Annotated in this window: 14 protein-coding genes; 5 read left to right on the plus strand and 9 right to left on the minus strand. The window is 51.0% G+C overall.

From position 1 onward, the window contains the following. On the plus strand, window positions 1-1,224 hold a 1,224-nt coding region (locus tag EA392_12965), incomplete at its 5' end, for a T9SS C-terminal target domain-containing protein (protein ID TVR37327.1). A 58-nt stretch (window positions 1,225-1,282) separates the two neighbouring features. Here EA392_12965 and EA392_12970 read toward each other — a convergent pair. Then, on the minus strand, window positions 1,283-1,498 hold the full coding sequence (locus EA392_12970; protein ID TVR37328.1) for a copper chaperone: 216 nt from the start codon (window positions 1,496-1,498) through the stop codon (window positions 1,283-1,285). Window positions 1,499-1,509: 11 nt separating this feature from the next. After that, complete coding sequence (locus tag EA392_12975) at window positions 1,510-3,732, minus strand: copper-translocating P-type ATPase (protein TVR37329.1); 2,223 nt, start codon at window positions 3,730-3,732, stop codon at window positions 1,510-1,512. Window positions 3,733-3,799: 67 nt separating this feature from the next. Between EA392_12975 and EA392_12980 the strand changes: the two genes are divergently transcribed. Further along, window positions 3,800-5,116: an amidohydrolase family protein gene (locus EA392_12980; GenBank protein TVR37330.1), complete on the plus strand. Its 1,317-nt coding sequence runs from the start codon at window positions 3,800-3,802 to the stop codon at window positions 5,114-5,116. Between the two features lie 151 nt (window positions 5,117-5,267). After that, window positions 5,268-6,098: a T9SS C-terminal target domain-containing protein gene (locus EA392_12985; protein TVR37331.1), complete on the plus strand. Its 831-nt coding sequence runs from the start codon at window positions 5,268-5,270 to the stop codon at window positions 6,096-6,098. A 20-nt stretch (window positions 6,099-6,118) separates the two neighbouring features. Here the strand turns inward: EA392_12985 and EA392_12990 are convergent, their stop codons facing one another. Further along, entirely contained in the window at window positions 6,119-8,896 is a 2,778-nt protein-coding gene (locus tag EA392_12990) for a TonB-dependent receptor (protein ID TVR37332.1), read from the minus strand. A 178-nt stretch (window positions 8,897-9,074) separates the two neighbouring features. On the opposite strand from EA392_12990, the gene EA392_12995 reads away from it, so the two are divergent. Then, entirely contained in the window at window positions 9,075-9,746 is a 672-nt protein-coding gene (locus tag EA392_12995) for a T9SS C-terminal target domain-containing protein (protein ID TVR37333.1), read from the plus strand. A 296-nt stretch (window positions 9,747-10,042) separates the two neighbouring features. On the opposite strand, the gene yfcC is transcribed toward EA392_12995, so the two are convergent. Genes yfcC through EA392_13020 form a run of 5 tightly spaced genes read right to left on the minus strand, consistent with a single transcriptional unit; the run spans window position 10,043 to window position 18,073 of the window. Further along, the gene (yfcC, locus tag EA392_13000; protein TVR37334.1) at window positions 10,043-11,425 is read right to left on the minus strand and encodes a putative basic amino acid antiporter YfcC; all 1,383 of its coding nucleotides are present in this window, start codon (window positions 11,423-11,425) and stop codon (window positions 10,043-10,045) included. 2 nt (window positions 11,426-11,427) lie between these two features. Continuing rightward, window positions 11,428-12,717 carry a T9SS C-terminal target domain-containing protein gene (locus tag EA392_13005; protein TVR37335.1) on the minus strand — a complete coding sequence of 430 codons (1,290 nt, stop codon included), beginning with the start codon at window positions 12,715-12,717 and terminating at the stop codon, window positions 11,428-11,430. Beyond that, window positions 12,714-13,544 (minus strand): hypothetical protein, encoded by an 831-nt coding sequence (locus EA392_13010; GenBank protein ID TVR37336.1) that lies wholly within the window; start codon window positions 13,542-13,544, stop codon window positions 12,714-12,716. Before EA392_13010 ends, EA392_13005 begins: the two co-directional genes overlap by 4 nt. A 35-nt stretch (window positions 13,545-13,579) precedes the next feature. Then, window positions 13,580-14,938 (minus strand): RagB/SusD family nutrient uptake outer membrane protein, encoded by a 1,359-nt coding sequence (locus tag EA392_13015; protein TVR37337.1) that lies wholly within the window; start codon window positions 14,936-14,938, stop codon window positions 13,580-13,582. Window positions 14,939-14,941: 3 nt separating this feature from the next. Further along, window positions 14,942-18,073 (minus strand): SusC/RagA family TonB-linked outer membrane protein, encoded by a 3,132-nt coding sequence (locus EA392_13020; protein TVR37338.1) that lies wholly within the window; start codon window positions 18,071-18,073, stop codon window positions 14,942-14,944. 399 nt (window positions 18,074-18,472) lie between these two features. On the opposite strand from EA392_13020, the gene EA392_13025 reads away from it, so the two are divergent. After that, the gene (locus EA392_13025) at window positions 18,473-19,372 is read left to right on the plus strand and encodes a T9SS C-terminal target domain-containing protein (protein TVR37339.1); all 900 of its coding nucleotides are present in this window, start codon (window positions 18,473-18,475) and stop codon (window positions 19,370-19,372) included. Between the two features lie 145 nt (window positions 19,373-19,517). On the opposite strand, the gene EA392_13030 is transcribed toward EA392_13025, so the two are convergent. Continuing rightward, window positions 19,518-19,709, minus strand: a complete 192-nt coding sequence (locus tag EA392_13030; protein TVR37340.1) for a hypothetical protein — start codon at window positions 19,707-19,709, stop codon at window positions 19,518-19,520. Window positions 19,710-19,734 lie beyond the last annotated feature (25 nt).

Below are 19,734 nucleotides of genomic sequence, written 5' to 3' on the forward strand. Positions count from 1 at the left end.
AACTGCGGCACCTGCGTGGGGGGCAATACAGGACTCGCGCCTTGCACCCAGGACTGTAACGGCGTATGGGGCGGAAGCGCCACTACCGACAACTGCGGTAACTGTGTGGGCGGTGACACAGGACAAACTCCTTGTGATGAAGACTTATGTGATGGTTTTGACATTGAGGTGACCAACTCGGTTGAGCCATCGTGCCATGGTGAAAGCAATGGTGAAATAACCGTATCCGCAGGATCTAATGCAGCTATAAGCTACAACTGGAACCATGGCGCAAACGGGGCTGCTATAAGCGGATTATCTGCCGGCACCTATACCGTAACCGCTACTGATAATGAAATTGGCTGTAGCGCCACCCTGGCTGTCATGCTCGGTCAACCTAATGAAATTACGATCAACGATATGCAGACCGTCAATCCATCATGCGCAGGTTCGGAAGATGGAAAAGTATCCGTAGTAGCCGCGGGCGGAAGCGGAAACCTCACCTATACCTGGAGCGGGCCTGTAAATCTTCAGGGACCTACCCATGTAGATATTCCGGCAGGCGAATACACCCTTACGGTAACAGATGCTAATGGATGTTCCATCAGTCAAACCGTAGAACTCATTGAACCGGACGCCCTGGAGGTTGACCTTGTAATTACCGATGCCGGTTGTCACGGAATTGAAATCGGATCTGCCATTGTCATGGTGACCGGAGGTACCGGAAACTATGCCGTAAACTGGTCGGTAACAGGAAACATGAACCAATTTGGATTGTTTGACCTGGGAGTGGGCAACTACGGTGTATTGGTGGCCGATCAAAACGGATGCGTGTTTGTAGACCACTTCGACATTGGCATTGACTGCCCTTACAGCGCTGAACTGGAAGAAGGTATCATTGATGAAGATGAGGATGAAACGGTGCTTCCTACCCAACCTGAAAATGACGTGACAGATCATTTGGCAGAAGACACTCCCTCGCACCTCGCTGTTTACCCAAACCCAAACAATGGTGAATACGTATTCCTGGACCTGCAGCAGAAAAGCTCAGCCGAGCCCACTGTATTCAGCATGGTGCAGATTCACAACATGGCTGGGCAATTGATTTCCAGCTATAGCATCAACATGAATGAGGGTCAGTTCGAAGGGGTGATCAATTTCGAAAAAACACTACCCTTCGGCGTGTACCTGATGAGTGTGTACACCCAGGACGAAGTTTTGACGCAGAAGATCGTTGTTAAGTAGCAAATTCAACGTTCCATAGTATAAACCCGTTGCAGACCTTTGCAACGGGTTTATACTTTTATGCGTTTATTAACTCTGCTGTAAAGCCCGCGTCACTCACCGCTTTTTGCACCAATGACGGATTTTCTTCGTCCATTTCAACCGAGAGGATTTTCTCCGGGTTGTCGGTGTCAACGCGCCAGCTATCTACTTCGTCGAGCTCGTTGAGAAAGGGTGTTACGCTACGAATGCAACTTCCGCAGTTGATATTGGTTTTGAATTTAAATGTATGCATGGGTTTGATTTCTAAAATTTCTTGTTTCTGAGACGCAGACTGTTGAGCACCACCGAAACAGAGCTGAATGCCATGGCTCCGCCTGCAATCATCGGGCTGAGCAAAATTCCGAAAAAAGGATACAACAACCCCGCGGCTACGGGTAGCGCGACAAGATTGTAGATAAATGCCCAGAACAGATTTTGACGCAGTGTACGCATGGTGGCCTGAGACAGTGAAATGGCCTTATGGATTTGCAAAGGGTCACTGTGCATTAAGGTAAGGCCAGCGCTTTCCATGGCCACGTCGGTACCGCTACCCATGGCTATTCCTACATCGGCAAGCGCCAGTGCCTCAGCGTCATTAATACCGTCACCCACCATCGCCACCACCTTGTTTTGGTTTTTCAGCTGCTGCACTACTGCACCTTTCTCTGAAGGCAATACACCGGCGGTAAACTTTTCAATGCCCACCTCACTGGCAATGGCTGCTGCTGTTTCGTGGTTATCGCCCGTCAACAACTGTACTTCCAATCCCAACTTTTGGAGGTTTTCAACGGCCTTGCGCGAGGTATCTCTCAGCTTGTCAGCCACAGCGATCCAACCGGCAAGTTCCGCATCGCGCGAAACGAAAACCACGGTCCGGGCCTTTTGTTGATGCGACGCCGCCTTTTGCAAAAGCGATTCTTCACCCACAACTCCTGTTGATTCAAGCCAGGCCCACTTCCCAATGCGGTATGTGCTTCCGTTTATCATTCCCTGAACTCCCTGCCCGGTGATGCTTTCGAAATTGTCGATGCTTTCGGCTTCCAACCCCTCCGATTTCAGGTGCACTTCAATGGCCGAGGCAATGGGATGTTCAGATAGTTTTTCGAGCGACAAAACCGCAGTCTTCAACTCCTGTTCCGACATTCCTTCGGCAAAATGAAAAGCCGTAACCTGCGGCCGACCCTCGGTGAGCGTACCCGTTTTATCCAGCACCACCGTGTCCATTTTATAGGCCAGTTCCAGCACCGTGGCATCCTTAATCAGTATTCCCAGCTCCGCTCCCCTGCCAATTCCCACCATCAAGGCCGTGGGCGTTGCCAGTCCGAGGGCACAGGGGCATGCAATGATGAGTACGGTAATCAGGATAACCACCGCCCGCGTAAAAGGCTCTTCGGGTGTTGTAAAAAACCAAATGGCCGAAGCGATGATGGCCAGCAAGATGACCGCCGGCACAAAAACAGCCGAAATCCGATCTACCAGCTTCTGAATGGGTGGCTTGCTGGACTGTGCCCGCTGCACTGCCTGAATGACTTGCGCAAGCACCGTGTCGCTGCCAATCTTTTGTGCCAAAAGTTTAAGGCTCCCTTTCTGATTAATGGTTCCCGCAAAGAGCTTATCGCCCTTGGACTTTTGAACAGGCAGCGGCTCACCCGAAATCATGCTTTCATCCACATAACTCTCACCCGATTTCACCTTGCCGTCCACCGGAATTTTTTCTCCCGGCCGAACCAGAATCAAATCACCTACGATTACCTCTGCAATCAGAATCACTATCTCCTCGGCATTGCGCACCACACGCACCTCTTTGGGCTGCATACCCATCAATGCCCTAATGGCTCCTGAGGCCCTGCGTTTGGCCCGCTCTTCGAGGTAGCGCCCCAGCAAAATCAAGGTGATAATGACCACCGCCGATTCAAAATACACATGTGGCTCTACCCCGCGCGAGGCCACTACCGATGGCGCAATGGTATTGAGCGTGCTGTAAAGATAGGCCACCCCTGTGCTGAGGGCCACTAGGGTGTCCATGTTGGTTTTACCGTGCCGGGCTTGTTTCCACGCGTTCACAAAGAACTCCGACCCGCTGTAGAACATCACCGGGGTACTCAGCAGCAGCATCGCAATGTTTTCCCAGTGAAATACGTGCATCAGAAACATCGCCAGCACAAAAACCGGAAGGGTACAAACCACAGCTATCCACAATTTCAGTTTGAGTTGTGCCAACCTCTTCTCTCCGGCCTCTTCGCGGTGCTGCTCCCGACTTTCCTCGCTGCCCAACACCAGGCCGTAGCCAATCTCGGTAGCAGCTTTGTGGATGTCCTCAGGCGAAATTTCGTCGGGAATAAAAGTGATCGAAACCGATTCATTGGGGTAATTCACCGAAACCTCTCGTACGCCCGGCTTGTTTTTGAGCCATGATTCTAAGCTCACGGCGCAAGAGGCGCAGGTCATTCCGGTTACCGGAAAGGATTGTTGAGAGGCAGCTTCCATCTTACAAAGGTAACCAAAGCCGAGGCCTGCATAAAGTGCTTATCTTGCCCGTCAAAATCAGACTACTATGTTGAAGTTTTTCTATTTCGCTGCTTTTAAGTTGATGGCCGTAATGGCATTTGGGCAGAGCGCCCTGCTGATTCGCAATGCTGAAATTTTCAATGGAAAAGACGCCACTACTACACGTGGTCATGTGCTGGTTGAAGGCAACGAGATTCAGAAAGTCTCAAGCGCTGAGATCACTCCGCCTGAGGGGTGCACCATAATAGATGCCAACGGACGGTTTCTGATGCCCGGCATGATTGACGCGCACTACCACACGATGTTGGCGGGCATTCCGCAACAATTGGTGATGATGGGCGATTTATCATTGGTGGCGCTCTACGCCGGAAAAAATGCCGGAGAAGTGTTGATGCGGGGGTTTACCTCGGTGCGCGATCTGGGAGGTCCTTCTTTTGGACTGAAAAAAGCCATTGACGCCGGCGTGGTTCAGGGGCCGCGAATCTGGCCATCGGGGGCCATGATTTCGCAAACCGCCGGACACGGGGATTTCAGAATGCCCTACGAAATTCCGCACGACGAAAGCCGCGGCCTTACCATTAGCGAACGCCTTACCGTGGGCGTGATAGCGGATGGAGCCGATGCCGTGCTGAAAAGAACCCGCGAACAGCTGTTAATGGGAGCCTCGCAGATTAAACTGATGGCCGGGGGAGGAGTATCCTCGCTGTACGACCCCCTGGACGCTGTTCAATACACCCCGCAGGAGATACGTGCCGCGGTGCAAGCAGCAGAAAACTGGGGCACCTACGTAACGGTACACGCCTACACACCCGAGTCTATGCGCATGGCCATAGAAGCCGGTGTAAAATGCATTGACCACGGTCAGCTGGTGGACGAAGACGTGGCCAAACTCATGGCCCAAAAAGGCGTTTGGTGGAGTTTACAGGTCTTTCTGGACGATGAAGACGCCAACCCCAAAAAAGATGCTTTCAGCAGAATGAAGCAAAAAGCAGTTTCAACCGGAACAGATCAAGCCTATCAGCTCGCCAAAAAGTACAAGATCAAAACCGCGTGGGGTACCGATGCCCTTTTTGATATCCACACGGCGCGAAAACAAAATAAAATCCTGGCCAAACTGGAGCGCTGGTACACGCCTTATGAAATTCTGAAAATGGTTACCCACGACAACGCACAGCTTCTGGCCCTCTCCGGCGAGCGAAGCCCATACTACGGCAAACTTGGGGTGATTGAAGAGGGCGCCCTGGCAGATTTTATCCTGATTGATGGCAATCCGCTGCAGGATATACAGCACATCGTGGAGTACGAAGAGCGCTTTGTGCTGATTGTAAAAGACGGAAAGGTGTTTAAAAACCGCGTGGAATAATCCATTCCCGTGCGTCACGGTTTTGCAAATGGCACAAACCACAGGCGTTTCGAAAACAGCGCTGTTTTGACAGCTCTTCGGCAATTATGACTACTCATTTTCATGTTGTTCGATAGAATTGTGTACATTCACCTAACCAAAAACATCCACCATGAAAAGCCGGCTTACTTTGCTGACACTGCTGATAGCGGTTTCAGTGCATGGGCAAATTGTCCTCGAACACGAATTCTTCATGTCTGACCCTCTTTACAACGGTAACATCCAGACCATTCATTTAACACCTGATGAGGTTGTTTACACCACAAGGGGAGGTGGCAATATTTATTTATTTGATCTGGACTACAATCTTTTTCAAACGATTCCCATCGCTCCACAAAACTATCAGTACATAGAATACATATCACGGGAGCTCTTCGACTGTGACCCGGATAACATCGAGTACCTCGTAAGATCCGGAACCTGGGGCAATACACTGATAGAGATTTACCGGGAAGACGGCACGCTGCTGGAGTCCATCCCTTATGGTCTTTTCGATTTCCCGGTAAACAGTATTGCAAACGTGCTACCTTATAACATTCAATCTACGCCTGATGGAACCAAGATGTTTGTGAGAATTATGGAAGGTGGACAGGAATCCATGCGGATTTACGGCTTGTGTGGTGACCTGCCGGTACCTTGCTGCTCTTTCACAGGAGAGCCGGGCGGAATTTCCGGTATTCCCGGCGGAACCACGTTTCGCTACAGCACTGCATCACCCAATCCAACCGCAAACGAAACAACTGTGCGACTCCATGCTCCGCTAAACGAGCCCGGAGTAATGCGGCTCTTCAATCAACAAGGTCAAGCGGTAAAGTCGGTTCCCTTATCATCAGGACAGTTTGAAATTCACCTCAACCTTGGAGAGCTTCCGGCCGGAACGTACCTGTATCGCATAGAAACAGAATCGGGGGTAAAACCAACGGGCAAAGTGGTGAAGATATAAGCGCAAACCACCGGGAGCTTCTACCTCCACATCTGACGCTGTTCGCTTCCCGGAAGCGGGCCACTGAAATTGCGAATGTTGTAGGTGAACGTCAGCATAAAAAAGCGCTGAAGCACATTCACCTGCCGGTCCTCAATAAACACATCGCTGAACTCGCGCTGCACGCTCACGTTGGCTCCTAACAAATCAAACGCCTGCAAACGCAGTTCTGCCCGGCGGTTTTTCAGAAACTTGTAACCCAAACCCGAATTGAGCAGCACAAAATTCTGGTTAAACCCTTCCGACAGACCGTCAAAATATTGGTGGTCGGCAGAGAGCGTAAAAACCACACTCTTAAAGAGAATCACAATAACCTCACCCCGTGTACGCTGGCTCCAAAAGCTGCTATTTAGTTCGGGCTGCAGGGTGTTGAAAACCCAGTTATGGGCCGTATTGGACGAAAGTGTGAAATCCACACTTTCACTGATGTTGCTCCCGAGGGTTAATCCCAGTCCCAATGAGGGGGTGTTGCTCCAGTTCAGGTCTCCGTTGATAAGACCTGGTGTTCGACTGTAACGCGCCGAGCCATTGATATTGAGGTTGGATTTTAGCGATTTTACCGGCAACCCAAACGAGCCAAACACCCTCACCCCGAGTTGACCGTCGAGGTTTACCGGCTGCACCAATTGCGCCCCGCGCGGTAACGGCACTCCACCGGCCAGCACCGTATCCGTTCGTGCAACAGTAGTGGCATCGCCGATAAAGTTGTTGGTGTACGAAAAGCCTCCGCCGATAAATGAGGTAGTTGATTTTTCAGGATTAGACGCCGCGTAGCGCATAAACATACCGTGGCGGTAGTCCTGCTTCAAATCGGGATTGCCTATGGTGAGGCGCACGGGGTTGCTGTTGTTCACCACGTTTTGCAATTGCTGAATAGACGGCGGATTGTTGCTTGCGCGGTAAAACAGCCTGAAGTTTCTGTTTCGGTCAAACTTATAGGTGATCCGGGCATTGGGCAGCACAGCGTTAAAATTCTGTAAGCCGTCCAGGGCCACAGGAAATTGTTGCACTGCCGACAGCTCTGCCCACTGGTAGGAAAGCCCGAGGGTGATTTGCAATTTTTCCCAATTGTGCCTGTATTCGGTTCCGAGGCGCTGGGTGTGATAGGTGCTCTCAAACACGTTGTTCAACAGGCTATCGCGAAGGTCGTACGCGCCCGTAAGCGGATTGCGGCTGAACACCTCGTTGCGCGAATCACTGATGGTATAGCTGGAATTCCAACTCACCTGAATCATGCCTTTCTCTCCTACAGGCTCGGTATAGGCCACGTTGGACGACACATTGTAGCCCTCAACAAAAAGCTGCCCTTCCTGGTCGAGGCTGTCCACAAAGAGACTGTCTTCAAAAAAACGGTTCTCCGAAAACAGGAAGTTTTGTCCACGGTCGCGGTTGTACCCCGGCGTGAGCTGTACTGAAAGGGTTCGGCGCGGGGTGCGAAATTTGTGCTGAAAGAGAATGGGCGCCGAGATATTGAGCGACTGTAATTCTGTGTCGAAGCCGCGATCCACAGTATTCAATAAACCCGACACATCGCGGTTCGCGCCGAGCAGAGAGCTGTTTCCCCTGCTGGAAGTGTAGGTAACCGAAGGCGTAAAAATTACCGAATTCATGGAGTCTATTTCGTACTCGAGGCGCATGTTTACGCGGTGCTGATCGGTAATTTCGTTCAGTTCTTCGCGCTCATCGTAGTTCAGTCCATCGGAATCGGGCAGCACAAACTCCCGAAAAATGCTGTTCTCCACAACGCGGTCGGTGCGGTTGTAGAAGTAGCTAGCGTTGATTTTGAGCTTCTTGCCCCACTCGTCCGAAAAATTCAATCCACCGGCTGTAGTAGTGGCAATGCCGTCGCGGGCGTTAATGGCAAAGTTTCCGGTTCCGCCGCCAAAACGTCCTCGTCCACCCCGACCACCGCGACCTCCTCCTGCTGCACCCGCCACGCCGGAGAGGTCATCCGGAGAAAAGTTCTGCTGGTTAATGTTGTTGGTTTGAAAAAGGAGGGTAATGCGGCGCGCGTCGTTGAAAAAGTTGACGTTACCCCCGGCTTTGTATCGCCCTTCGTCGCCATAACCGCCGTACACCCGGCCAAAGGTTCCGTTTCGGAATTCGGGCTTGGTAACGATGTTGATGGTTTTACCTTCCTCACCGTCGTCAAATCCTGTAAAGCGCGACTGATCGCTTTTGTAATCCGATATCTGGATTTTATCCACCACCTCTGCCGGTAAGTTGCGGAGTGTGGCACGGGCGTCTTCGCCAAAAAAGGGCTTCCCATCCACCATTACCTGCTTTACTTCCTCGCCCTGGGCCTGCACCTGTCCACCCTCGATGCTGACTCCGGGCATTTTCAGAATCAGGTCTTCGGTATCGGCATCGGGGTTCACCTTAAAGGCCCCTGCGTTGAACTCCGTGGTATCACCGCGTTGCACACTTTGGTGTATTTGTTCTTCCACCTCCACGGCTTGCAGCGCAATGGCAGAGCGCTCCAGCACGACAGTTACATTGCTTCGGTCGCCGGTACGCACATCAACATCACGGTACTGCGGGTGGTAACCCAAAAAGCTGGTTCGCAGCAGGTAGACACCGGAATTAAGCCCCTCTATGGCAAATTCACCCTCGGCATTGGTAACGGTGCCGCGCACCAGCGATGAATCGGCCGGCTGCAGCAGGGCCACATTGGCGCCTGGTAAGCTGATTTGGGTTTCCATATCAAGCACGGCACCGCGGATGCTCCGCGTTTGTGCCGAAAGCAACACAGGCAACATCACTGCAAACAACACCGCGAAGATTCTACGAGCCGTCAAATTCTTATAGATAATGGGGGTTAAACCACCGAAAGGCGTGTGGGTTTAATGAGGGGCGAAGTTAGCTCTATTACCGTTAAACGCGGTATGAAATTTGGTGAAGTATTCATACACAGATTATTCACCAAAACCAATCACCATGAGAACAATACTTACACTTTTCGTTGCTTCGATCTTGCTTTCCACAGCGGCATACGGCCAGGGCACGGGCATTCAATCCATCTACATCATTCCAACCAATCCCAGTGAGGGAGATTCGGTGTACCTGGTAGTGGAAGCCGTATTACCCCATTCAGGGTGTTCTGTTTCTTCCTTTTCTGTGGAGATTGACCCTAACGATGGCTCCATCACGGTTATGGCCAACTATTGGATTGGGATGCTCACGGCAGAATGCCCAACAACAGACACCCTGGCACTGGGTGTATTTGAGGCAGGCAGTTACGAGCTCAACTTTTACGGCGGTTATGTTGACGGCGACTTTGTGGGAACCGTCGGGACAGCATCTACCTCATTTGTGGTGGGAGACCCGACCGGCATCAACTCTTCTGAGTGGATGTTTACTGAGGTAAATCTGTTTCCCAATCCGGCCAGGGAATTGTTGAATGTATCGATGCGCATTGACAACCCCACCGAACTCAACTTTGAGATTTACGATGTTTCGGGTAAACTGATTGCCACGCCTCAATCGGGTTTCAAGGCCCACGGAGAACATCTGGTAGTTGTACCTGTATCGCAACTCCCCACTGGGTTGTACCTGTTGAAGATATCATCAGCAGAACACGCATTTACCACAAGGTTTATCAGAGAGTAGTTTGATTGACCATCCGGGCTCTTTCATAAATGATTAACCGGGAAGCATCGGCTCCCTTTCGTCCTCGTTTGTCAGGAGGACGTACGAGAATGCCTTTTAAAACAGTACTTAAGCCTCCCCAAACAAAAAGGCGCCTCATGGGCGCCTTTTTGTAAACCTGCTAGGAAAAATTTGAAACCATCACAACTCTAAGTTCCTCTCTTAAGTTGCACAGGTAAAACGGGGGACTTGTAAATGGTTGCCAGCTTTACTCGAAAAAATTTCGCCATGCCCTTCCATCGCTTGTAAACAGAAGGCTACCACGAAAAAATAGTTTCCGGCAGGGCAAGCAGAACCATGGAAACAGCAGTTACCAAAAGTATAAACCGCCACATCCACCGCAGCCATACGGTGTAGGGGATTCCGGCAATGCTCAAAATACCCATGGTTACTCCACTGGTGGGAATCACCATGTTCAGCAATCCATCTCCCATCTGAAAGGCCAGCACAGCCGACTGCCGCGACACTCCAATAATGTCTGCAAGCGGTGTCATCACCGGCATGGTAATGGCCGCCTGACCCGATCCGGAAGGCACCACAATGTTGAGCAAGCCCTGGGTTACAAACATCACCTGCACCGAAATAGCGGGCGGCAGATCGCGCACCACGCCGGCCAATGCAAAGAGAATGGTGTCTATAATCTGTCCGTCTTCCGCAACCACCAGGATACTCTTGGAGATTCCTATAATCAGCGCAGCGGTGAGCATATCCTTGGTTCCGTTGGTGAAAGCTTTCACCGTATCGGCAAGCCCGAGGTGCGAAATCACCGCCGAAACCAAGCCGAGTGCGATAAACAGGGCAGCAATTTCGTCAATGTACCAGTCCATGGCATTGGCGCCGTACATCAGCAACCCCAGCGAAAGCAGAAAAAGCAGCACAATCACTTTCCGACGTCCGTTAAAGGGTATTTCTTCGGGTTCTTCGTGACTGGTTTCCAGGCCGGATATGCCGTGCAACAAGCTATTTTCGGGCGATTTCTCGAGACGTCGCACGTACCACATCACAAAGAGAATCCCTAATAATGTGTACACAGCCCACACTACCCAGCGGTATTCCCATCCGCTAAAAAGAGGCAGTTCAGCAATACCCTGGGCGATACCCACGGTAAAGGGGTTCACGGCTGCACCGGCAAAACCCATGGATGCACCCACAAACGGAATGGCCACTCCCACGATGGCATCATAGCCCAGCGAGCGCGCCAATGGTAGCGTAATGAGGATGAAAACCAAAATCTCCTCGGCCATACCAAAGGTTCCGCCTGCAAATGCAAAGAGCAGCATGAGAATGGGAATGACCCATTTTTTGAGTCGCGGACTTCTTCGCGCTGCCCGTAGCACTTGTTGCAAAGCGGCATCCAGCGCACCTGTGGCGGTTACCATAGAAAAAGCACCTCCCACCAGCAACACAAAACCAATGATATGGGCTGCGCTCACAAAGCCCCGGATGGGAGCCTTGAGGAAGTCGTATATGCCCTGCGGATTTCCGTCGGTGCTGTGGTAGGTTCCGGGCATTACCATGGTTTTGCCGTCAACCACTTCGCGATCGTAGCTACCCGCAGGAACAATCCATGTAAGGAGTACAAAAAAGAGCAGAACCACCGATACCACCACCAGGGCGTCCGGCGATTTCATTCGGGTCATTTTCACGGTCGGACAATTTTATACCGCCGCATATTACCATTAAAAACGATTTCGAGCAAATACATTCCGGCAGGTGTGTCGCTCATCGCAATATCGGTTCTGTTGCCCGATACCTGTCCGCGTTTCACAACCCTTCCGTTCAGGTCGTACAAATGCCAGTGCCAGTTACCGTCTTCGCCCACAACCTGAACAGAGGCTGAAGTAATCGTGGGAAAGACCTTCCAGGCTTCCCGGTCTAAGAGTTGCACTCCTGTAACCTCACATTCGGGTTCGTTGGCCTCTTCATCGGTGAAAAGCTCACCGTTTATCGCCCACCATTTTTGCCAGCTTCCGCCCTCCCCGGTTTCCCAATCATTGAGGTCAAAAAAGTTCTGACCCGCATTGGTAGCCGGAACCTTGTACACCTGCACGGCTTTATTATCGCGGTTCCAGGTAAGCGGTGAGGAGGCTTCGATTACTTCCGGTCCACCCTGCTGGCAGTTTGACTGGAGGAAATACACATAATCGTCGTAGTCCGGATAGTCGCCAAAAGCACGGGCGGTACCATCGGGCTCCACGCAAACGGCTGTGTACTCGTCGCTGGCAATGCCGAAGGCACGCTCGCCCAAATCGTGTTCTATGCGGGCCATAAAGGTAAAGTGTCTTCCACGGCGATCGGGGTTGTTGTAGTGCTGGTCGGTTACCACATTTTCCATGTAGGGCGCGTGGAGAAAATCACCGTGACCGAGTGCCACATTGCTTCCCAAAGGGTTGTTCAGCGCCGCTCCTGACTGCACTGTTCCAAACTGGGCCGTGAAATACGTACCACCGAGAATCGCCATTCCGGCGCTGGTTCCGCCCACCACGGCACCCTTATCATTGAGCAGGTAGTTGATGGCATCCATCACACCGGTATCGCGCCATTCGTTGATGTAGGTCCACTGATTACCTCCGGCAATCCAGAGTGCCTCAGCATTCTCAATCTGCTGAATCACATAGGGGTCATTGGCGGCGGCTGCGTTGTTCAAAACGATGGTTTCCACAGAGTTTACCGTAACCCCCAACTGGTTGTAGAGGTAGTTGTTGTAACCATCACTTCCGGATGCGCGAATCACCAATACATCGCCACCATTGGCCTTTTCCAGAAACCACTGCATGGCCTGGTCGTTTTCGGTCGCTCCACCCATCAAGACCAGTCCGCCCAGGGTTTCGGGGCTTACATCCTCAGTATTTCCGGTAAAAAAGCTGGTGTAATTCTGAGCCTGCGTAAGAACGGCCGTGCAAATCAATAAAACTGTGTAAATCTGTTTCATGGTTTCTCTTCGATTAAAAAGCGGTCTCCGTTCACGAGAACGCTAAAGTTAACATTTTCTAATTTGATTCGTCCGTGAGCGTTGTGTAGTGCAGCTCCGCGATTGCTTGCCACTACTACCTGCCCTGCTCCGGTAACTTGTACTTCATTGCCCCGCACAATGGCGGCTGTAGATTCGCCAATTCCCAACACGGTCATCAGGGGGTGGTCGTGCAAAGCCGTAAGCATGCGGTTGTAGCGACTTCTCTCCACAAAATGCTGATCTACAATGGTGTTTTTCAGAAAACCGAGTCCCGTTTCATACACTGCGTTTTGGGCCATAAGCCTGCTGTATGTGGGTTCGTATGCTTCGCTGAAATGCTGATCTCCGCTTATCATCACCTCACTCATTAAAGCCGCTCCTGCACTGGTACCAGCAATGACTCCTCCCGATTGATATGCCTTGTGAATGGCAGGAATAATATTCAACGTATCCGCACGACGCAAAAAGGCAGATTGGTCACCGCCTGACAGAAAAAGCAGCCCCGAATTCCGCAGCGAATCCACCATTTGCAGTGAAATTTCATTGCGCACATCGAAATGCCACGTGGAGCGCAATCCTGCTTCTTGCAAATCCCGGTTGATGTACCACCACGCACTGTCGGGCTCACTGCTGGCAAGGGTCAGGACTGCAACGGTAGCTTCGTCGTCAACGAGCTCACCCAATGCCGACATCAATTCAGGGGGTCTGGGTCCGCCGCCAATGATAAACAGCGTTCCTCGAGCTGAATCCTGAACTTTCACAGCAGACTCTTGCGATGGCTCTTTCGAAGCATCGCAAGCCGCCATAATCAGGGCGCATGCCAGTAACAAGTTACAGAAGGCTATTCGTCCCACCAGAATCGTTGTTGCATGTTTGGAATAGGCATGGGTACACTGCTGTTAAACAATCTTTCGTCCTGAGGGTAAATAAGACGACGGGGAATTTCACCGTTGGGATTGATGCCCGATACTCCGGGGTCATTGGGTACAAGTTCAGGATATCCCGTTCTGCGAAAATCCGTCCACGGCTCTAATTGCGTAAAAAGTGCAATGTACTTTTGGGTAATAACACGCTCGAGGTCACCTTCGAGGTTTCCTGTGAGCACACCCTGCACATCTACATAGGCGTTGATATCCTCCTGGCTGATGCTCCCCTGCCCGATCAACTCACAGCTTTCGCGAATCGCATCCTGCAAAAAGCTTTGCGCCTGACCGGTGTTTCCCAGCCGAACGTGACACTCGGCCAATAGAAATAGTTGCTCTACATACGAGATAAACGGTACATGCGATCCCTGCGAGGAAAAGTATGGCCCTGGTTTTTTCTGCCCCCCGGTAAAGGGAATAACAGAGAACAACGAGCCTGTGCGGGGGTCATTCAGCTCATTCACCAACTCTTCAAAATCAGGGTCAATTTTCATGTTGGGCGAATCAGCGAAAAAGGCGTAGATTCCGTTCATGTCGGCACTGATTCCAAGTGGCTTGTATTTGAGGTCATCACCTGAGTTGGTGAAACCCATGCTCAGATAGGAAAGCGCTGCATCTGCCGCACCGGGATTGCGCTTGGTAAGATGCATGTGGTAGCGCGCGCGAAGCACGTAAGCAGCTTTTTTCCATTGGGCGCGATCACCGAAGTAGAGTAAGTCGTCGCTTCCTGGTGAGCGCACACTTTCTGCGGCGTCAATATCCTCAATTCCCTCCTGCAGCAATTGCTGAATGGTGGCGTAAATTTCCTCCTGCGCATCGTATGCCGGATTGGGAAACTCGTTCACATTCAATGCCTCGGTATAGGGCACATCGCCAAACATGGAGGTCATGGTACCGAGGCAATGGGCCATCAATATTTTGGCCACTCCGCGGTAGTGCGGCGACTGCTCTGTTGTGCTTTGCTCAATGATTACGCGAAGATTAATCATGGCTTTGCCGTACAAGTCGCTCCAGATGCGTCCCACAAAACCTTCGTCCACATTGTAGCGGTCGGTTTGTAGCTCCTGGTTGCTCACCCCTTCCATGTGGTTGGTGAAAATATTGGAATAGCGGTACACCCTTCCTGCGTATGCGTTGGCCATGGCTGTACTCACCGGCGGCATAAGGGTTTCGAGCGGAACCGCACCCGGAATGTTTGGGTTGTCGTTGATTTCGTTGAGCTTACAGCTCCAGAGAACCAGTAGAGTCAAAACGGGTATGAGAACAAACTTCTTCATGGCTTAGATGGTTACTTTGAGGTTAAAACCGAAACTGCGCGTGTTTGGGTTGTTGAAGTAGTCGCGGCCAAAGGAGTTGGCTGCTCCGGAGAGCGAAGTCTCAGGATCAATTCCGGTGTAGTTGGTAATCAAAAACAAGTTGCGTGCGGTAATGGCCAGGCTGATATCCCGAACGGGCAATTTTTTCATGAACTGCCGCGGAAAACGATACGCCAGACTCACATCGCGCATGCGGAACCAATTGATATCGCGCTCCACGTTGTATTCGCTGACACCTACCAATCCGTAGCGGCTGTAGAAGTCCTGATCGAGTCTAATTTCCTGCGTATTTACTTCTCCGGTGCTTGCTACTACTCCATCCCACACGATAAACTCCTCACGTGTATCGGTGTCGGCATGGGTTCCGTGGAAGTTCATTACCCCCCGCGTACCATTGTACATATCTCCCCCAACACGGATGTCGAGCAAAAACGTAAGATCGAAGTTTCGGTAGCTGAAGGTGTTTCGCCAACCAGCGGTAAACTTCGGGTTGGGGTCACCAATAATCTGGCGCTGGCCATCAACAATCGGGTAGCCGTTGTCATCCACCAGAATGTTTCCGTTTTCATCGCGTGCCCAGGCAGAGCCATAAAAAGCTCCAAAGGGATTACCTGCAGCCATGATGGATGATGTGGACTCCAACCCTGAGGTTGTGAGCGTTACAAAATCAATGGTTTCGGTCAATTCTTCAACCATGTTTCGCAGGCGGGTAAAGTTGATGGTTGATTCCCAACCGAGTTTTTTGGGCGAGTTGGATTCGAGAACCTGCAAAGTGAGAAGCAGTTCAATACCCTGGTTCACCACTTTTCCGATGTTTTGCAATTGACTGCTGAATCCGGAAGACGGCGGCAGCGACATTAGTTCAATCTGGTCGGTTGTGATGGCGTTGAAGTAAGTGAGGTCAACACCAATACGATTCTGGAAAAGGCGCAGGTCGGTTCCAATTTCCCAGGTGGTTGTGTTTTGGGGAATCAGTCCCACATTGCCGATCAGGGCATCGGGGTAGAATGAAAGCAATCCCTGACCATCGTTGGTTCCTACAAAAGTCATGTTGGGATTGGTTCCGTAGATAATGGGAGCTCCGTTTCCGACATTGGAGTACGAAGCGCGAAGCTTACCATAAGGCAATACTGAACTCTGGATATCCAGCATATCCGTAAACACCAGACCAACGGCGGTACTCGGATAGAAGAAGGAATTACGGTTTTCGGGCAGGTTACTCAGCCAATCGTTACGGCCGGTAAAATGTACATAAAGCCAGTTCCAGAAACTGAGGTTTAAATCGCCGTAGAGCCCCACGGCCCGCTCGCGTTGAATAAAGTCATCCACAAACTGGTTTTGCAGCGGTGTGTTGGAGAGGTCGTAAAAACCGGGGATGATGAAACCTTCACCTTCAGCGTACAGCGAATTGTTGTATTCGCTGCGGTAGTTATGGCCCGCGATAAAAGTAACGCGGAAGTTTTCACTGAAACTATGATCGAGGGTTACAAGCAGGTCGTTGTTGAATACGGTATTGGTGAAGTTGTTGTTGATGACCAATCCGCCGCCAGCGCGAAACTCACCAGAACGGCTGTCCCACCAGGCTTTGGAGGTGGTGTTGTAATGGTCTAATCCGGTACGATTGGTTACCGAAATCCAATCTTTGGGCTGATAGCTGAATTCAACGTGACCCATCATTCGGTTGGTTTGTTCGCGGTTGCGGTTTCTGTTTACCGACCAAAAGGGGTTGTCGTAGTTGGAGAAATAGGTGCGCTGGCTTCCATCGGTAAGTTCAAAGGCGGTGGGGTCATTTACCGGGTCATCGCTTCCGTTGGTAAGGTCATAAGAGGGGGGCGCCCTGAAAAGCCCCAGTGTTACACCCGAAAGGTTGCTACCACGCTGGGTGCGCTCGGCATCAACAGCGATATAGTTGGCAGCTCCTTCTGCCTTAAAGTGCTTTCCTACTTTGGTGAATCCACTCACGCGCACGCTGGTTCGGTTAAACTCGCTGTTGGGAATGATACCGGTTTGGCGCACGTCGCCCAAAGACAAAAAGTAGCCACTCACGTCATTTCCTCCCCTGAAAGAAAGGTTGTTGTTAAGGGTTACTCCTGTTTGAAAAACCCGGTTGGCATTGTCGTAGGCCTGTGCTTCGCGGTCGGTGGCAAGCGGACTGCTCTGCCCAACCAAATGACCAAATTGGCTGGAGCTGTTAGGAATACCGTTGTAGCGCATCGTGTCCAACCGAGGTCCCCACGAGAACTGTGAGGTTGGCACAAAATTACCTCCGCTTCCCTGGGCAAATCGCCTTTGAATGGGCGGCAGTTTGTTTACGCGGTCTATGAGCGTAGTGCTGCTGAAGGTCACCTCGCTGATTCCCGATTTACCTTTCTTGGTGTTGATGACCACCACTCCGTTTCCGGCCTTTACGCCGTAAAGAGCAGCAGCGGCACCACCTTTCAGTACTGAGATGCTCTCGATGTCTTCGGGGTTCAGGTCCATCACCCGGTTGGCCTGATCGGTAAAATTGGAGCCCCGGTAGCTGTTGTCAATGGGAATTCCATCAATGATGAACAGCGGTGAGTTGCTTGCAGTCCCCGATGTATTTCCGCGGATTACGATGTTGGATGATGCCCCGGGCGACCCGCTGGTTCCCGTAATCTGAACTCCCGGTACTTTGGCGTTCATGGCGCGTATCACATCGGTTTCGCGCGAGTCTGAAATCTCCTCGCTTTTAATCTCGTTTACCGCATAGCCCAGGCTGCGTTTTTCGCGGGCAATTCCAATGGCAGTAACCACCACTTCCCCCAGCAATTCGGCATCATCGCTCAGCGAAATATTGATTTCATTGCGCCCTCCTATAGGTACTACGGCCGATTTAAATCCAACAAACGAAACCAATAAGGAGTCCTGAACTGCCGACTCCGGGATAGAAAATTGAAATTGGCCGTCGAGGTCAGTAATGGTTCCGGTGGTTGTTCCTTTAAGGATGACGGTAGCGCCTATCAGTGGTTCACCATCCGAGGTTCCGGTAACTTTACCCCGAATGTTAAAGGACTGCGCATAAACCGCGTGTGCACAGAGCACCGCACAAACGCCCATTAAAAAACGAATCATGTTAAGAAGTTTGGTTGAATAAAAGTACTTGTCTCTGCGGAAAAATAAGTCCGGAGAACTAGCAATCAAAAATGGGCTGCAACCCGCGCTTGGCCGCGTTGTTGAAGAACCCGAGACAGATGCTTTTTCGTTTTTGAAGTACTTTCATAGAGGTTGGCGACAGATAGTCTCTGCAATATTCGAGAAAAATCTTGAAATTCGGCAGCGCTCATTTGGAAAAATGGAAAATTAGCTATCTTTCGGCTATGTATTACGAACGATTCGAACACTGCAAACCACTTCAGCTCAGAGGCCTACAGCCCATCTTCGACTGCTAGTTGATCCTCTGCGTTTCGTTTTTATGCCGGAAATCTTCGGCTCCTTACCCCATTTTCTTTGCTAACCCTTAATCTTTTGAACATGAAAAACGTGTACATTTTTGCATTCCTTATGGCGAGCTTTCAGCTAAGCGCGCAGGTTTACTTTTTTGATGATTTTGAGAGTGTATCTCTCGATGGCTACACCCTTTACAACCTTGACGGACTGACCCCTGACGACCCGGGTCTTGCAACCATGGCCGACAGCGCCTGGACGGTTCGGTTTATCAGCTCTCAGGGATGGGATCATGGCTATTCCGCATTTTCTGTTTCCTGGTATGTGAATGATGCCGGCCCATCTGATGACTGGCTGGTGACACCTGCCATCGAAATCGGAGAAACTGCAACCCTCAGTTGGGATGCTATGGCCATTACCTCAAGCGGTAACTTCCGCGATCGTTACCAGGTATTTATTGCCAATGAGCCTACATTGGAGGCTTTTGGGATGACTGCTCCTGTTTTTGATACCGGGCAACAGGGTGAAGAACCCACGCCTCAGTCGCGCTCGCTTAATCTCACTGACCTGGGATTCTCTAACGAAACCATCTACATTGCGTTCAGAAACTGGACACAACCTTTCGACCCTTCCCTTCCGACAGGACCCGGAAATGGTGGCAACGAGCTTTGTATTGACAACATTCTTGTGCAGGGTGAGCCTAGCAGCGTGGCGGATTTGAGCGCCAATTTCGGGAAAACCACGCTCTTCCCCAATCCGGTTTCCGGCTCCGAAATACAGTTGGAGTTTAACCTCACCGACTCAGACCGACTCACACTCCGCATTGTGGATATGACCGGTAAAGTGGTTGCCAATCGTAACCTGGGAGTGCTCCCCGCCGGTGAACAAAGAATGCTTGAGTCTGTTAACGGCTTGGTAGCTGGACAATACCTCGTGCAACTTATTGGCGAAAAAGGCAGTATAACCAAGGAACTTATTGTGCGATAACAATCTGGCAATAAGCATAGCCAAAAAACAGCATCCTGACCGGGTGCTGTTTTTTTGTGGTCTTTTTTGTGCGAAGCTTTATTTGTTCGTGGCAAGTTTTATCTTTGCAGCCCGATTTTAAGAACAGCGTTCTTTTGTATTGAAATTATGCCCAGGTGGTGAAATTGCCCCGAGTCATCTGCGCGCTGTTATGCGGCAGCGCTTGAAGCTCGGGGTCCTCGCAAAAAGATGAAATCAGAGATTTCTGTTTTTGCGGGAGTCGACACAGGGTAAACTTCGATTGAAATCGTTCTTTTGTATTGAAAATTGCCCAGGTGGTGAAATTGCCCCGAGTCATCTGCGCGCTGTTATGCGGCAGCGCT

The sequence above is a fragment of the Cryomorphaceae bacterium genome, assembly GCA_007695365.1.
Taxonomy (GTDB): Bacteria; Bacteroidota; Bacteroidia; order Flavobacteriales_D; family SKUL01; genus SKUL01.

Excerpts from the sequence above, each read along its gene's own strand:
- EA392_12970 (TVR37328.1), bottom strand. The coding sequence starts at position 1,498 with ATGCATACATTTAAATTCAAAACCAATATCAACTGCGGAAGTTGCATT.
- EA392_12975 (TVR37329.1), bottom strand. The coding sequence starts at position 3,732 with ATGGAAGCTGCCTCTCAACAATCCTTTCCGGTAACCGGAATGACCTGC.
- EA392_12980 (TVR37330.1), top strand. The coding sequence starts at position 3,800 with ATGTTGAAGTTTTTCTATTTCGCTGCTTTTAAGTTGATGGCCGTAATG.
- EA392_12985 (TVR37331.1), top strand. The coding sequence starts at position 5,268 with ATGAAAAGCCGGCTTACTTTGCTGACACTGCTGATAGCGGTTTCAGTG.
- EA392_12990 (TVR37332.1), bottom strand. The coding sequence starts at position 8,896 with ATGTTGCCTGTGTTGCTTTCGGCACAAACGCGGAGCATCCGCGGTGCC.
- EA392_12995 (TVR37333.1), top strand. The coding sequence starts at position 9,075 with ATGAGAACAATACTTACACTTTTCGTTGCTTCGATCTTGCTTTCCACA.
- yfcC (TVR37334.1), bottom strand. The coding sequence starts at position 11,425 with ATGACCCGAATGAAATCGCCGGACGCCCTGGTGGTGGTATCGGTGGTT.
- EA392_13005 (TVR37335.1), bottom strand. The coding sequence starts at position 12,717 with ATGAAACAGATTTACACAGTTTTATTGATTTGCACGGCCGTTCTTACG.
- EA392_13010 (TVR37336.1), bottom strand. The coding sequence starts at position 13,544 with ATGGCGGCTTGCGATGCTTCGAAAGAGCCATCGCAAGAGTCTGCTGTG.
- EA392_13015 (TVR37337.1), bottom strand. The coding sequence starts at position 14,938 with ATGAAGAAGTTTGTTCTCATACCCGTTTTGACTCTACTGGTTCTCTGG.
- EA392_13020 (TVR37338.1), bottom strand. The coding sequence starts at position 18,073 with ATGATTCGTTTTTTAATGGGCGTTTGTGCGGTGCTCTGTGCACACGCG.
- EA392_13025 (TVR37339.1), top strand. The coding sequence starts at position 18,473 with ATGAAAAACGTGTACATTTTTGCATTCCTTATGGCGAGCTTTCAGCTA.
- EA392_13030 (TVR37340.1), bottom strand. The coding sequence starts at position 19,709 with ATGACTCGGGGCAATTTCACCACCTGGGCAATTTTCAATACAAAAGAA.